Origin of the sequence: Rhodococcoides trifolii, assembly GCF_014635345.1 — a bacterium.
GTDB lineage: Bacteria > Actinomycetota > Actinomycetes > Mycobacteriales > Mycobacteriaceae > Rhodococcoides > Rhodococcoides trifolii.
Genome location: NZ_BMCU01000002.1, coordinates 726911 through 741510, shown reverse-complemented (window position 1 = coordinate 741510; position 14600 = coordinate 726911). Strand labels below are relative to the sequence as shown.

General features: G+C 66.4%; 12 protein-coding genes. 2 read left to right on the top strand and 10 right to left on the bottom strand.

Features of this window, described 5'->3' with window-relative positions; translation table 11 throughout:
- Positions 1–179: 179 nt before the first annotated feature.
- Genes IEW02_RS10660 through IEW02_RS10645 form a run of 4 tightly spaced genes read right to left on the bottom strand, consistent with a single transcriptional unit; the run spans position 180 to position 3576 of the window.
- Complete coding sequence (locus IEW02_RS10660; RefSeq protein ID WP_188544756.1) at positions 180–569, bottom strand: universal stress protein; 390 nt, start codon at positions 567–569, stop codon at positions 180–182.
- Positions 566–2092 (bottom strand): tripartite tricarboxylate transporter permease, encoded by a 1527-nt coding sequence (locus IEW02_RS10655; protein ID WP_188544755.1) that lies wholly within the window; start codon positions 2090–2092, stop codon positions 566–568. The genes IEW02_RS10660 and IEW02_RS10655 overlap by 4 nt, the downstream gene beginning before the upstream one ends.
- Entirely contained in the window at positions 2093–2611 is a 519-nt protein-coding gene (locus tag IEW02_RS10650; protein ID WP_188544754.1) for a tripartite tricarboxylate transporter TctB family protein, read from the bottom strand. It lies immediately after the preceding gene.
- Positions 2608–3576 carry a Bug family tripartite tricarboxylate transporter substrate binding protein gene (locus tag IEW02_RS10645; protein ID WP_188544753.1) on the bottom strand — a complete coding sequence of 323 codons (969 nt, stop codon included), beginning with the start codon at positions 3574–3576 and terminating at the stop codon, positions 2608–2610. The genes IEW02_RS10650 and IEW02_RS10645 overlap by 4 nt, the downstream gene beginning before the upstream one ends.
- Positions 3577–3672: 96 nt before the next feature.
- Between IEW02_RS10645 and IEW02_RS10640 the strand changes: the two genes are divergently transcribed.
- Together IEW02_RS10640 and IEW02_RS10635 are read left to right on the top strand one after the other, a co-directional pair.
- The gene (locus tag IEW02_RS10640; RefSeq protein ID WP_371829930.1) at positions 3673–5304 is read left to right on the top strand and encodes a sensor histidine kinase; all 1632 of its coding nucleotides are present in this window, start codon (positions 3673–3675) and stop codon (positions 5302–5304) included.
- A 4-nt stretch (positions 5305–5308) separates the two neighbouring features.
- The gene (locus tag IEW02_RS10635; RefSeq protein WP_188544752.1) at positions 5309–5974 is read left to right on the top strand and encodes a response regulator; all 666 of its coding nucleotides are present in this window, start codon (positions 5309–5311) and stop codon (positions 5972–5974) included.
- Here IEW02_RS10635 and IEW02_RS10630 read toward each other — a convergent pair.
- From IEW02_RS10630 to ftsY, 6 genes are all read right to left on the bottom strand, one after another.
- The gene (locus IEW02_RS10630) at positions 5959–7035 is read right to left on the bottom strand and encodes an amidohydrolase family protein (RefSeq protein ID WP_188544751.1); all 1077 of its coding nucleotides are present in this window, start codon (positions 7033–7035) and stop codon (positions 5959–5961) included. The genes IEW02_RS10635 and IEW02_RS10630 overlap by 16 nt on opposite strands.
- A 2-nt stretch (positions 7036–7037) precedes the next feature.
- A complete protein-coding gene (gene ffh / locus IEW02_RS10625; protein WP_188544750.1) occupies positions 7038–8600 on the bottom strand; it encodes a signal recognition particle protein in 1563 nt (520 codons plus the stop codon).
- Positions 8601–8650: 50 nt separating this feature from the next.
- Positions 8651–11110: a [protein-PII] uridylyltransferase gene (locus IEW02_RS10620; protein ID WP_188544749.1), complete on the bottom strand. Its 2460-nt coding sequence runs from the start codon at positions 11108–11110 to the stop codon at positions 8651–8653.
- A 103-nt stretch (positions 11111–11213) separates the two neighbouring features.
- Positions 11214–11552 carry a P-II family nitrogen regulator gene (locus IEW02_RS10615; protein WP_188544748.1) on the bottom strand — a complete coding sequence of 113 codons (339 nt, stop codon included), beginning with the start codon at positions 11550–11552 and terminating at the stop codon, positions 11214–11216.
- Between the two features lie 3 nt (positions 11553–11555).
- Complete coding sequence (locus tag IEW02_RS10610; RefSeq protein WP_188544747.1) at positions 11556–12920, bottom strand: ammonium transporter; 1365 nt, start codon at positions 12918–12920, stop codon at positions 11556–11558.
- A gap of 221 nt (positions 12921–13141) precedes the next feature.
- Entirely contained in the window at positions 13142–14584 is a 1443-nt protein-coding gene (gene ftsY, locus IEW02_RS10605; protein ID WP_188544746.1) for a signal recognition particle-docking protein FtsY, read from the bottom strand.
- Positions 14585–14600 lie beyond the last annotated feature (16 nt).

The window sequence follows — 14600 nt, the reverse complement described above, 5'->3', positions numbered from 1 at the left end:
ACGGCGCAATTCAGCGGTGCGCATGGCATGTGCACCCGGTTTTGCGATGAAGGATGTCGTGACCGCCGCGCGGTACGTAACCGGAGACGGGCGAACAGCGGTCCATTCTGCCAGACCGCTGCCCGCCCACGAAATCCCGACCGGCCTCCGGCCTGCCCGCCCGCGAAATCACGCCACACTCACTTCAGCGGCTTCACCGCCAACACCGGCTTGGGGCAGTCCAGCAACACCCGCTGGGCGGTACTTCCCATCAGCAGTTTGCCCACCGGCGACCGGTGCCGGATCCCGATGACCAACAGATCGGCCGCGTCGTCCTCCATGGCTTCCAGAAGCGCCTCCACGAGATCGCTCACCACCGACTGGTCGAGGACGAATTCCAGCCCTGAGTTGTCCAGGGCCCCGCGCAGTTCCCCCACCTCACCGGAATCGGCGAAGTGCGGATCGGCCAGCGCGTCGCCCTTGGTCACGTTGAGCACCTTCAGCGAGGTGCCGCGTACGCGGGCTTCGGCAATGCCGTGTTCGAGTGCCGCGGCACCGTAGACATCCGGGGTGTAACCGACGACGATCATGCGTTTTCCTTCTCTCGGTCGGTCGGGAGGCTCGCGATCTTGGTGCGCGGGCCGATCAATTTGGCCAACAGGGGTGCGGCGAGGAGCACGACGATGATCACGTACACGACCACCGCAATGGGCTCGGAGAACACTCCGCTCCAGTCGCCGCCGTTCAACTGCAACGTCTGTCGAAGCTGACGCTCGATACGCGGCCCGAGGATGACACCGATGATCAGCGGCAGGACCGGTAGACCGAATCGGCGCATCATCAGCCCGAGCAGTCCGAACACCAGCAGGAGTGCGAGGTCGAGCCACTGCAGGTTGACGGCGAACGCGCCGAGGACGGCGAAGAACAGAATGCCGGCGTAGAGGTACGGCCGCGGCGTGCGGAGCAGCTTGGCCCACAACGGCGCCAGCGGGAGGTTGAGCACGAGCAGCAGGAAGTTTCCGATGAACAGGCTCGCGATCAACGTCCACACCAGCAGCGGCTCCTTGTCGAACAGCGTCGGTCCCGGCTGGATGCCGTAGGACACGAACGCCGTCAACATCACGGCCGCGGTGGCGTTGGTGGGAAGTCCGAGCGACAGCATGGGCACGAGAGTGCCTGCGGCAGAAGCGTTGTTGGCCGCCTCCGGACCTGCGACACCCTCGATGGCGCCCTTACCGAACTCCTCCGGGTGCTTCGAGAGCTTCTTCTCCGTGATGTAGGAGAGGAACGTCGGCAGTTCGGCGCCGCCGGCCGGAAGAGCGCCGAAGGGAAATCCGTAGGCGGTACCGCGAAGCCACGGCTTCCACGACCGTCGCCAATCGCTCTTGCCCATCCACGGCCGTCCGACCGGGATGACCTCCGCAGGCTTGCGGCGCAGATGCGCTGCGACCCAGAGTGCCTCGCCGAGTGCGAACACGGCCACCGCGATGACGACGATGTCGATGCCGTCCGAGAGCTGCGGGATACCGAAGGTCGCACGCGGTTGGCCGGTGAGGAAGTCGATCCCGACGAGACCGATCGCCAGACCGAGCAGCAGCGAGATGAGACCGCGCAGCTTCGAGCTGCCCAGAACGGCGGTGACGGCCACCATCGCCAGCAACATGATCGCGAGGTACGACGGTGCGCCGAGGGTGACGGCGAAGCGAGAGACCATGGGCGCGAACAGAACCAGCAACATCGTGCCGATCGATCCGGCGACGAACGATCCGATGGCGGCGGTGGCGAGCGCTTGCGCGGCCCGTCCCGCCTTGGCCATCTTGTTCCCCTCGATAGCCGTGATCACCGACGACGACTCACCGGGGGTGTTGAGCAGGATCGAGGTGGTGGAGCCGCCGTACATTCCGCCGTAGTAGATACCGGCGAACATGATGAACGCGGCGCTGGGGCTGACGTTGTAGGTGATGGGAAGCAGCAGCGCCACGGTCATGGCGGGTCCGATTCCGGGCAGCACGCCGACGGCGGTGCCGAGCAGAACGCCGATGCATGCGTAGAGCAGATTCATCGGTGTCGCGGCTTGGGAGAATCCCTCCAGAAGCCAGTCGAAGTTGTTCATCTAGAGGATTCCGTCCAGTATGCCTGCGGGAAGCGGGATTCCGAGTCCGACGTAGAACGCGTAGAAGCTGATGAGCGAGAGCACCAGACCGATACCGATGTTGCGGATCCAGTGCCGATTTCCGAGAACCGTTGCAGCGCCGCCGAACAGAAGCGCACCCATGATCACCCAGCCGAGCAGGTCGACGAATGCGATCGTGGCGACGAACAACCCGACCAGCAGTCCGACGGTCTTCCAGTCCGCCGGCGACGAGGTGTCGATGTCTTCGCCGTCGTCGGGCTCACCCTTGCTACCGCGAAGGGTTGCGATGACCAGGAGCACCGCACACACCAGCATCGCGATTCCGATGACCAGTGGAAACAGTTTGGGGCCCACCGGATCCACCTTGGCGAACTCGGCCGTCAACGACATCGCGTCGACGATGAGGAACACTCCGACCACCAGAAGGACTGCGCTGACCACGAACTGCGCACGATCCTGTGTCGGTGCCTGACGATCCGGCCGAACCGGGGCGCTCATACGAGACCCAGCTCGGTCAGCGTCGACTCGACACGCTTGTCCTGCTCCTGCAGGAACGTCTCGAATTCGTCGCCCGTGGAGAACGCGTCGATCCATCCGTTGGTCACGAGTGCTTCCTTCCATGCGTCGGTGCCGTGCAATTGCGTCAGGGCGGCGATCATCTCCGCCTTGACCTTGTCGTCGAGGCCGGGCGGGGCCAGGATGCCGCGCCAGTTGGTGAACTCGAGGTCGATCCCGGCCTCGGTCAATGTGGGGGCGTCTATCCCGGGCAGCCGCTCCGCGCCGGAGACGGCGAGCACCCGAACCTGACCGGCTTCGATCTGATCGACGTACTCCCCCAACCCCGAAGTGCCGGCGGTGATCTTGTTCCCCAGCAGCGCGGTCAGGAGGTCACCGCCACCGTCGTAGGCGATGTAGTTGACCGCGGTCGGGTCGATGCCGACGGCTTGGGCGGTTTCCATCGGAAAGAGGTGGTCGGGCCCACCCGGGGACGAGCCGCCGCCGATCGTGACCGTCGACGGGTCGGCCTTCCACGCGGCAATCAGGTCGTTGACCGTCTGGAACGGCGAATCGGCGGGGACGAGGATGCCTTCCTGCTCCTCGACCACCTTGGCCAGCGGTGTCGCGTCCGACACGCGAGCCGACGACCCGTTCGTGTAGACCGCACCGACGACGCCGAGGCCCATCATCATCATGAGGTCGTCGTTGCCCTCTTCGTTCATCAGTCGCGCCATGGCCACCGTGCCGCCGGCGCCGATGACGTTGAACACCTCGACGCGCCCGGTGATGTCGGTGTCCTCCATGATCTTCACCGCCGTTCGTGCGGTCAGGTCGTACCCGCCGCCGGGGCTGTTGGGCACCATCATTCGGATTCGGTGCAGGCCTTCGCCGTCGTCACCTCGGGTGACTCCGCACGACGCGAGCAACAGCAGCAGGGCCACGATGGCCACCAGCCGTCTCGTCATCGGTCCTCGTTTCGTTTGTCGGTTATGTGAGACTGTGATCGAGAGCAATCATGGGCTCGAACGTGAGGCAGGTCACGTATTCGGAGGCAAGGGAAGTTGAGTTCTTTGTGGTCACGACCGGCTGACCGAACGCGCCGACGAGGCCCGTCGTTGGCGGGGCAATTCCTCGTGCTGCAACTCGCGGTCGTCGCCGTCGTCCTGTCGGCCGTTGCCGCGGTGTCCATTCATCAGTCGACTCAGGAGTTTCGCGACCTGCGAGGCGCACGCATGTTGTCGGTCGCCGAGAATCTCGCGTCGACACCCGTCGTTCGGGAGCGACTCGGCGCGCCGCAGCCCGACCTGGTGCTGGCGCCCGAAGTGGACCGAGCGGTGGCGCTGTCCGGTGCGTCGATTGCGGAGGTCGTCTCACCGCAGCGTCGAGTGCTTGCTTCCTCCGATCCCACCCGCGTTCGAGGTGAGGCGGACCTGGGTGACAGTGACGTTCTGCGGGGCCGCGGGTGGTTCGGCGATGTCGACGTGGGCGGCGTTCGGTTCATCGCCGGCCACGTTCCCGTTCTCGATTCGAACGGCCGTGTCCTCGGTGTCGCGACCGTGGCAGAGGAGTATCCGTCGACGTGGACGTTGCTGTCCGACGCCGGGGCTCGGCTGCTGGTCTACCTGGGACTGGGTGCCGGTCTCGGTCTGGTCGGCTCGTGGCTGCTGTCGCGTCGAATGCGTCGACACACGTTCGGATTGGAGACTGCCGAGATCGCCAGCCTGGCCGATCACCGAGAAGCGTTGCTGCACAGCATTCGTGAGGGTGTGATCGCGGTCGGAAACGACGGTGCGATCACCATGATCAACGACAGTGCCAGCGTTCTGCTCGATCTCGACCCCGACGTCGTGGGACGTCGGGTGGCCGACGTGGGGATGGATCCGGGCGTTCGAGATCTCCTGCTTGCCGACGGCGACGTCGAAGATGTCGTGGTGACCACGGCGACGCGGGTTCTTGCGCTCAACCGCCGTAGCGCAACCAGCCGAGGCCAGCACATCGGCTCGGTCACCACCATGCGCGACAGCACCGAGCTTGCGTCGATGCAGAGCCAACTCACGTCGCACAAATCCGTGACGGACACCCTGCGCGCTCAGACCCACGAATTCGCGAACCAACTGCACACGATCTCTGGACTGGCCCAGCTCGGCAGCTACGACGAGGTGACTGCCCTGGTGGGAACGCTGACCCGCAGGCGCGCCGAGATCAGCGAATCCATCACCGCGCACATCAAGGACCCGGCCGTGGCCGCGTTGCTCATCGCCAAGACGTCGCTCGCTGCCGAGACCGGTGTGCGCCTGACCCTCGATCCCCACTCCGATCTCGGCGTCCTCGATCCGAGCATGGCGACCGACGTGATCACGGTGGTGGGCAACCTCGTCGACAATGCGCTCGACGTGTCGCGTCAGCACGGGGAGCGAGCCATCACCGTTGCGATCCGAGACGGCGACGATCTCACCGTCGAAGTCGAGGACTCCGGCCCCGGTGTGCCGCTGGAGCTGCGCGACGTCATCTTCTCGCGCGGAGTGTCCTCGAAACCGGACATGCCGGGTGGCCGCGGAATCGGGCTCGCGTTGGTGCGGTTGGTGAGTGTCCAGCACGGCGGCACCGCGTCGGTGGACGACGCCGAATCCGGGGGCGCACGGTTCCGGGTGCGAATTCCGCTGGCACAAACCAGCAGCGACGGGAGAGGGTGACTCGGTGCCCTCGGTGGTGGTGGTCGACGACGATTTCATGGTGGCGGACATCCACCGTCGTTTCGTCGACGCAACGGACGGGTTCACCACGGTTGCGGTGGCGCACTCGGCTGCCTCGGCTCTCGCGGCCGTGACCGAGTTCTCGCCCGACCTTCTTCTGCTGGACGTTCATCTTCCGGATGCGTCGGGGCTCGACGTACTGCGGTCGCTCCGCGCCGAAAGCAACCCGGTCGGAGTCATCATGATCACCGCCGCGCGTGAATTGGACACCGTGGCAAGCGCTTTGCACGGTGGGGCCGCCGATTACCTGATCAAGCCCTTCGAGTACCCGCAACTCCGGGAGAAGCTCGAAGCGTTCCGGGCGCGCGTAGAGACGTTGGCATCGGGTCGAGCCGACCAGAACCTGGTCGATTCACTCTTCGGGAAGAACGCAGCCGCGTCCGACACGAGTCGGCTCCCGAAGGGGATGTCGACGGAGACCGGTCGGCTCATTCTGCGGTCGTTGTCGTCCGGGACAGAGATGTCCGCGACCGAATGCGCCGACGCCGTGGGCATCTCCCGCGTCAGCGCCCGGCGGTACCTCGAGCACTTCCTTGCCACCGGAGCGCTCGACGTGCGCCTGCAGTACGGAAAGGCAGGGCGACCCGAGCGTCGCTACCGCGGCCGCTGAATCCGGCCGCCGAGCAGGACGAGGTCCGGCGCGGACAACACGTCCGGTCCGGTTCTCGGATCCTGTTCGTACACAACCACATCTGCAGGTGCGCCGTGTTCCAGTCCGGCCCGTCCGAGCCAGGTGCGCGCCGACCACGAGGCCGCACCCAGCGCCTCCGTGGGCGAGAGTCCCACCCGGGTGAGCGCAGCGACCTCGTCCGCGATGCGGCCATGCCTGATGGATCCGCCGGCGTCGGTTCCGGCGAAGATCGGTACCCCGGCGTCGTGGGCCCGCCCGACGGTGTCCGCGACTCGCGCATGGAGATCGCGCATGTGAGCTGCGTAGGCCGGGTACTTCGACGCCGAGTTCGCGATGTCGGGAAACGTCTCGATGTTGATCAAGGTGGGGACCAGCGCGGTGCCGTGGTCCACCATCATCGCCACGGTCTCGTCGGTGAGGCCGGTGCCGTGCTCGATGCAGTCGATTCCGGCGCCGATCAGTCCCGGCAGCGCATCCTCACCGAAGACGTGAGCGGTGACCCGGGCGCCTTCGCGATGCGCGGCGTCGATGGCGTCCTTCAGGATCCTGTCGTTCCACAGCGGGGCCAGGTCGCCGACGCTGCGATCGATCCAGTCCCCCACCAGCTTGACCCAACCGTCTCCCAGACGCGCTTGTTGCGCAACAGCTTCCGGCAGTTGTGACTCGTCTTCGAGATCGACGGCGAGGCCGGGGATGTATCGCTTCGGCATGGCGATGTGTCGACCGGCGCGGATGATGCGCGGCAGGTCCGGGTAGTCGTCGAGGACCCGGGTGTCGACCGGGGACCCCGCGTCCCGCAGAAGCAGCGCGCCTACATCACGTTCGGTCTCGGCCTGTTCTATGGCGCCGGGAAGGTCCTCGTGCCCGCCGCCGTACTTGATGCCCACGTGGCAGTGCGCATCGACGAGACCAGGCAGGATCCACCCACCGTCGCACACGGTCTGCGCGTTCGTGATCGGCTCGAAGGAGATGACCCCGTCGTGCACCCAGAACTCGATCGCGTCGCCGTCGGGGAATCCCACGCCGCGCAGGTGGTACACGGCTACTTCTTCGGAAGCTTCAACTGTGACAGATCGATTCCTTCGAGCCCTGGTGGCAACTGGTCGAGCCCCTTCGGCATTCCGGACAGGTCCGGCATACCGGCGGGCATACCACCCGCCATGCCCGGGAATCCGCCGCGCACCTTCGGCGGGGTGGGTCCGCGTCCACCCTTCTTGCCCTTCTTGCCCTTGACTTTTCGCTGATTGGCCTTGCGGGCGCCAGGCATTCCCATGCGACCGGCCATGGACGCCATCATCTTTCGCGCTTCGAAGAAGCGGTCGACGAGTTGGTTGACGTCCGAGACCTTCACCCCGGACCCGTTGGCGATGCGGAGTCTGCGTGACGCATTGATCATCTTCGGATCGGCGCGCTCTGCGGGCGTCATGCCGCGGATGATCGCCTGCACGCGATCGAGTTGCTTGTCGTCGACCGCCGCCAGCGCATCCTTCATACCCGCCGCTCCGGGGAGCATCCCGAGCAGATTGCCGATGGGACCCATCTTGCGGATTGCCATCATCTGTTCGAGGAAGTCCTCCAACGTGAGCTGGCCGGAACCGATCTTCGCTGCCGCGTCTTCGGCCTGCTGGGCGTCGAAGACGTTCTCGGCCTGCTCGATCAGGCTGAGCAGATCGCCCATTCCGAGGATGCGGCTCGCCATGCGGTCGGGGTGGAAGACGTCGAAGTCCTCGAGCTTCTCACCCGTCGACGCGAACATGATGGGTCGTCCGGTCACTTCGCGCACGCTCAGCGCGGCACCACCGCGGGCGTCGCCGTCGAGCTTGGTGAGCACGACACCGGTGAAGCCGACACCGTCCTGGAAGGCCTGCGCCGTACTGACGGCGTCCTGGCCGATCATGGCGTCGAGCACGAAGAGGGTTTCGTCCGGCTGAGTCGCGTCACGAATGCCGGCGGCCTGAGCCATGAGCTCCTCGTCGATGCCGAGGCGGCCGGCGGTGTCGACGATGACGACGTCGAAATGCTTGTTCTTTGCCTCGGCGATGCCGGCGCGAGCAACTTCGACCGGATCGGCTGCGGTGATACCGAGGGCGTTGTCCCCGCCGCCGATGGATGTGCCGGGATGCGGTGCGTACACGGTGGCACCGGCTCGCTCACCGACGATCTGCAGCTGGCTGACCGCGCCGGGACGCTGGAGGTCGCAGGCCACGAGCAGCGGGGTGTGGTTCTGGTCCTTGAGCCACTTGGCCAGCTTGCCCGCGAGTGTCGTCTTACCGGAGCCCTGCAGACCGGCGAGCATGATGACCGTGGGCGGGTTCTTGGCGAACTCGATGCGTCGGGTTTCGCCACCGAGAATGCCGACGAGTTCCTCGTTGACGATCTTGACGACCTGCTGGGCCGGGTTCAGCGCTGCGGAAACCTCGGCGCCCTTGGCGCGTTCCTTGATGCGCGTGATGAACGAGCGCACCACGGGCAACGCGACGTCGGCCTCGAGCAGCGCAAGGCGAATCTCGCGGCACACGGCGTCGATGTCGGCGCCCGACAGTCTGCCCTTGCCCCGAAGATCCTTGAGGCTTCCGGCCAACCTGTCGGAGAGGGATTCGAACACCGATAACGCTCCTGAACTGAACTATTACTGTGCAGCGGTCGCCATCCACCCTAGTCGGCTTCGGCGTCCTCGGGCTTCCTGGGTTCGAGGCCGGGAACCACGGCGAGGATCGCACGCTCGAGTTCCCGACGCGCCTCCGTGCTGTTCGCGCCCGGCATGTCGATGCAGAACGAATCCACGACGGACGACCCGAGTGTGGCGACCTTGGCCCAGCGCACGTCGGCGCCCTGATGCTCGAGCACCGACGCGAGCCGGCACAGCAGGCCCAGGCGGTCCTCGGCCCGGAGTTCGACGATGACCTGACCGGGCACCGCGGTGTCGAACCAGATGATGCGCGGCGGCGCCTGCGCGTAGAGCGGCACCGCCGACAACTCGTCGGCCGGCACGTCCTCGCGCGCGTCGAGTTCCTTCGCGTCCAGCACGGCGAGCAGGTCGAGTTCACCGTCGAGGGCCCGGATGAGTTCCTGTCGCAGCAGGCCGGGAGGCGGCGGAGCGCCGAACTTGGGCGCGACGACGAAGCGGTTGACGGCGGAACCCCTCGAACTGCCGACGGACGCCGAACTGCCCACGGACGCCGAACTGCCGACCGACGCCGACAGCACCCGTAGCGAGGCGAGGGCCAGAACCCCGGCGGCGTTGGACAGCAATCCCAACCGGTCGGGAGCGGTGACGGTGACCTCGTAGGTGTGCGGTCCGTCGGACGGAACGAGGTTGACGTCCACCTCCCCGTCCGCCGCGCGGGCGACGAGATCGGGATCGAGGGGGTCCGGAACGGGGAGCTCGTCACCCGCCATGACCAGTCGGCACCGACGGACGAGCTCACCGATCAGCGAACTCTTCCAGTCGCCCCAGACTCCGGGGCCCGTCGCCAGCGAGTCGGCTTCGGCGAGCGCATGCAGCAGTTCGAGCAGAGCCTGGTCGCCGCCGATCGCGTCGACGACACCACCGATGGTGGCTGAATCGTCCAGGTCGCGGCGGGTGGCCACCTCCGGAAGGAGTAGGTGATGCCGCACCATCGCGCTCAGCAACTCGACGTCGGTGGGCCAGAGTCCGAGGCGCTTGCCGACCTGGGTCGCAAGTTCGGCGCCGACGACGCTGTGATCCCCGCCGCGCCCTTTGCCGATGTCGTGCAGCAGCGCTCCGAGAACGAGCAGGTCGGGCCGCGAGACGCGGGTGGTCAGCGCGCTGGCGTAGGCCGCGGTTTCCATCAGATGCCGGTCGACGGTCCAGGTGTGAATGGCGTCGCGCGGTGGAAGATCGCGTACCGCACCCCATTCCGGCAGCAGACGGCCCCACAGGCCGGTGCGGTCGAGCGCTTCGATGGCCGCGATCGCACGACGGCCCGCCCCGAGAAGCACGAGCAGGTCGTTCAACGCTTCCTTGGGCCACGGCTCGCGGAGTTCGGGAGCGCTGTCGGACAACCGGCCCAACGTGGACGCCGACATCGGCATCCCGGTCTGTGCCGACGCCGCGGCCACTCTCATGATCAGTCCGGGGTCCTTCCTCGGCCGTGCGTCACGGGCGAGCACCACCTCACCGGCGTGCTCGACCACGCCCTCGTCGAGGGGACGCCGCACCGGAACGCGGCGCAGGCGGGACAGACCCCGCCGCGGGATGGCATTGCCGGCGGTTCTCATTCCGACGTCGACGGAATACCCGATGGTGCGGGCCGAGTCACTGAGCACCCGAGCGAGGTCGAAGCGGTCGCCGATGCGTAGCGCCGCGGCGATCTCGTCGGCGTCCTGCGCCCTGAGTTGGTCGCGTGCGCGACCAGCGATCCGGTGCAGTTCGGTACGCACGTCGAGCAACTTCTCGTGGGCAGCCGTCAGGCCCCCACCGGGAGAATCGGGACCGAGACCGGGCATGGCGTCGGTGAGTTGCGCAATGGAGAGCGCGTCGAGCAATTGCACGTCGCGCAATCCGCCGCGACCACTCTTGAGGTCGGGTTCGGCTCGGTGTGCAATCTCGCCGCTACGCGACCATCGGGACCGCGTCTGATCGACCAGACCGTCGAACCGATCACGTATTCCGGTGCGCCACTGACGGCGAACACCGCCGATGAGCAGGTTGCTGAGTTCGACGTCGCCGGCGATGTGCCGCGCGTCGAGCAATCCGAGGGCGGCGGTGAGGTCCTGCGCGGCCACCTGCAGCGCCTGCGGCACCGTTCGGACGCTGTGATCGAGCTTGATGTGTGCGTCCCACAAGGGGTACCAGAGTTGATCGGCGACCTGCGAGACCAGCGCGGGGTCGATGTCGTCGTGGAGCAGAACCAGGTCGAGGTCGGAGAACGGCAGCATCTCGCGCCGGCCCAATCCGCCGACGGCGACGATCGCGAACCCGCTGTCGGGTTTGATTCCTACGTCGGAACCCTTTGTGGTCAACCAGAATTCGTGTAGATCCGTGAGCGCCAGGCGTAGCGCCGGTGCGTCCAGACGACGACCGAGACTACCGCCCTGCAGCAACTGCTCACGGGCCGCGACGAGGTCGGAAGCAGCGTTGTTCCCAGCCATGGGCTCACCCCTTCACCGAATTTGATCCAGACACCGGTGGCCGCGTGCACGCCGACGAATCGACGCGGACGCGGCCACCGATCGAGCAGAGACTTGCGAACTCCTACAGGGCGTCGGTCCCGCGCTCGCCCGTGCGAACTCGGACGACCGCTTCGACCGGGGAGACCCAGACCTTGCCGTCACCGATCTTGCCGGTGCGGGACGCTTCGACGATGACCTCGACGACCTTGTCCACGGCAGCGTCGTCGACGACGACCTCCACCCGAACCTTGGGAACGAAGTCCACCGAGTATTCCGCACCGCGGTAGACCTCGGTGTGACCCTTCTGCCGGCCGTAGCCCTGCACCTCGCTGACGGTCATACCCAGGACTCCGGCCTGCTCGAGCCCGGTCTTGACGTCCTCGAGCGTGAACGGCTTGACGATTGCCGTGATCAACTTCATCTCTTACGCCTCCTTGCTGGACAAGCGGCCCAGCGAATTTCCACCGAGTGCAGCAAAATCGTATGCCGTCTCGGCGTGTTCGGACTCATCCACACCGAGAGACTCGCTCTCGTCGTCGGCACGCAGTCCGACGGTGAACTTGACGATGTACGCGATGATCGCAGTTCCGACCAGCGAGTACAGCAGAACCGCACCGGCACCGACGGCCTGGCGCCACAGCTGGTCGACTCCACCACCGTAGAACAGGCCTTCGACGCCCGCGGGGGCTTCGCTGGTCGCGACGAGCCCGACCATCAGGGTGCCGACGATGCCACCGACCAGGTGGACGCCGACGACGTCGAGCGAATCGTCGAACCCGAACTTGAACTTCAGTCCCACTGCGAGGGCACAGAGAACACCGGACACGACGCCGATGGCCAGGGCCCCGACCACGTTGACCGACGAGCAGGACGGAGTGATCGCGACGAGTCCGGCAACGATGCCCGACGCACCGCCGAGGCTCGTGGCGTGTCCGTCGCGGATGCGCTCGGTGAGAAGCCAGGCGAGCATCGCGGCGCAGGTGGCCACCACCGTGGTGATGAACGTGGCACCGGCGATACCGTTCGAGCCCACCGCCGAACCGGCGTTGAATCCGAACCAGCCGAACCAGAGCAGGCCGGCGCCGAGCATGACGAACGGGAGGTTGTGCGGGCGGAACGGAGTGCCCGGCCATCCCTTGCGCTTGCCGAGGATGATGCAGAGCACGAGACCGGCAGCGCCGGCGTTGATGTGCACGGCGGTACCGCCCGCGAAGTCCACGGCGGCGAGCTTGTTCGCGATCCAGCCACCCGTTTCCGAGGTGACACCGTCGAACGCGAAGACCCAGTGCGCTACCGGGAAGTAGACGACCGTGGCCCACAGGCCGGCGAACAGCAGCCAGGGGCCGAACCGCAGACGATCGGCGACCGCGCCCGAGATGAGGGCGACGGTGATGATCGCGAACATTGCCTGGAAGGCGACGAACACGGTTGCGGGGATGGTGCCGACCAGCGGAATCGCGGCATCGGCCACGGTTGCGCCCGCGTCGTCGGTCTCGGCGAGGTAGGCACCGCCGATCAGCGACTTCAGACCGAAGTACTGGAACGGGTCACCGACGAAGTTGCCTTTGTCCTCGCCGAACGCCATCGAGTATCCGTAGAGCACCCACAGCACTCCGACGAGTCCCATGGCGCTGACGCTCATCATGATCATGTTCAGCACGCTCTTGGCGCGAACCATGCCGCCGTAGAAGAACGCAAGACCCGGGGTCATGAGTAGCACGAGTGCTGCACTTGTCAGCATCCACGCCGTGTCACCGGTGTCGGGCGCACCGATAGTGGGGAAATCCACCTTGAGCCTCCTCCTTCATCCTCCAGCCCAGCCGGTCGCGGCTGATGACCTGCAGGCAAGAGTGCTGTGGCGAAGTTTCATCGACGACACTGTGGAGTTTCAGGGGTGTGAACGCATGGGCGGTTTATGTTTCGGCCTTGTTGCGTCCACCGGTTTCTCGCCCGATTCGGTGTCGCAGACCAATTGTTGTGACCGAGCACTCAGCTGTTGTGACCGAGCACTCAGCCCAGGAGAGCGTCGACGAACGCCGCCGGCTCGAACGGTGCGAGGTCGTCGGCACCCTCGCCGAGCCCCACCAGTTTCACCGGAACGCCGAGTTCGCGCTGCACCTGGAAGACGATGCCGCCCTTGGCCGTTCCGTCCAGTTTCGTGAGCACGACGCCGGTGATGTCGACCATTTGAGCGAACACACGCGCTTGGGTGAGCCCGTTCTGGCCGATGGTGGCGTCCAGAACCAGGAGCACGTCGTCGACGGGCGCCTTCTTCTCGATGACCCGCTTGACCTTGCCCAACTCGTCCATCAGACCCGTCTTCGTGTGCAGACGCCCGGCCGTGTCGACGAGCACGACGTCGACACCGTCGGTGATGCCCTTGGTCACGGCATCGAACGCCACCGCCGCGGGGTCGGCGCCTTCCTTGCCACGCACCACTTCGGCGCCCACCCGCTCGGCCCACGTCTGCAGTTGGTCCGCAGCGGCGGCACGGAACGTGTCGGCTGCCGCCAACACCACGCGACGACCGTCGGCGACGAGAACGCGCGCCAACTTGCCCGTCGTGGTCGTCTTTCCCGTGCCGTTCACTCCGACCACGAGGAGCACCGACGGACGGTCTCCGTGCGGAAGGGCGCGAATCGCTCGGTCCATGTTCGGGGAAAGCTGGTCGATCAGGACCTCTCGGAGCAGGGCACGCGCTTGCGCTTCCGTGCGCACGTTCCGCACGGCCATCTGCTCGCGCAGCGTCGTCATGATCTCGTTCGTGGTGGCGCTGCCCAGGTCGGCAACCAGCAGCGTGTCCTCGACCTCTTCCCACGAGTCCTCGTCGAGGTCACCGCCGCCGAGAAGTCCGAGAAGGCTACGTCCGACGGCATTCTGTGATCGGGACAGCCGCCCGCGAAGGCGGTCGAGGCGACCGGCCGTGGGATCGATGTCGTCGATGACGGGCGTGGCCGTCGCGATCGGGTCGGGGGCGATGTCCACCGGAGCCGGATCTTCGGCGGACGGGAAGTCGTCGCCTTCCACCTCGTCGGGGGTGGTGACGGTTTTCTCGACGACCGGCTTCTCGGCGACGGGCGTGTCGTCGACCGGCTGTTCGGCGACCGGATCGGGCAGACCGACGTTCGTGATGCCGCGCCTCGGTGCGTCGCGCGGGATCGCTGCGTCGTCACCGACCCGCGGCTGATCATCCGTATCCGTTCGCTCCACCGGCACGGGCGACGGCTTCGGCGGGTCCAGGGTGGGCGTCGACCCGCCCTGCGAGAAATTGAACCCGGTCCCGGCGGTGTACCCACCCGAGCGGTCCTTCTTCTTTCCCTCGTCGACGGCGGCTGTCGTGTCCGCGCTCGACAGCGAGATCCGACGGCGGCGCTGCAGAACCAGGCCGACAGCGAGGGCGATGATCAGGACGGCGACGACGACCGCGACGGCAATCCATGCTCCAGTAGTCACTCGATCATCCTGTCAG

Excerpts from the sequence above, each read along its gene's own strand:
- IEW02_RS10650 (WP_188544754.1), bottom strand. The coding sequence starts at position 2,611 with ATGAGCGCCCCGGTTCGGCCGGATCGTCAGGCACCGACACAGGATCGT.
- IEW02_RS10655 (WP_188544755.1), bottom strand. The coding sequence starts at position 2,092 with ATGAACAACTTCGACTGGCTTCTGGAGGGATTCTCCCAAGCCGCGACA.
- IEW02_RS10615 (WP_188544748.1), bottom strand. The coding sequence starts at position 11,552 with ATGAAGTTGATCACGGCAATCGTCAAGCCGTTCACGCTCGAGGACGTC.
- IEW02_RS10645 (WP_188544753.1), bottom strand. The coding sequence starts at position 3,576 with ATGACGAGACGGCTGGTGGCCATCGTGGCCCTGCTGCTGTTGCTCGCG.
- IEW02_RS10620 (WP_188544749.1), bottom strand. The coding sequence starts at position 11,110 with ATGGCTGGGAACAACGCTGCTTCCGACCTCGTCGCGGCCCGTGAGCAG.
- IEW02_RS10660 (WP_188544756.1), bottom strand. The coding sequence starts at position 569 with ATGATCGTCGTCGGTTACACCCCGGATGTCTACGGTGCCGCGGCACTC.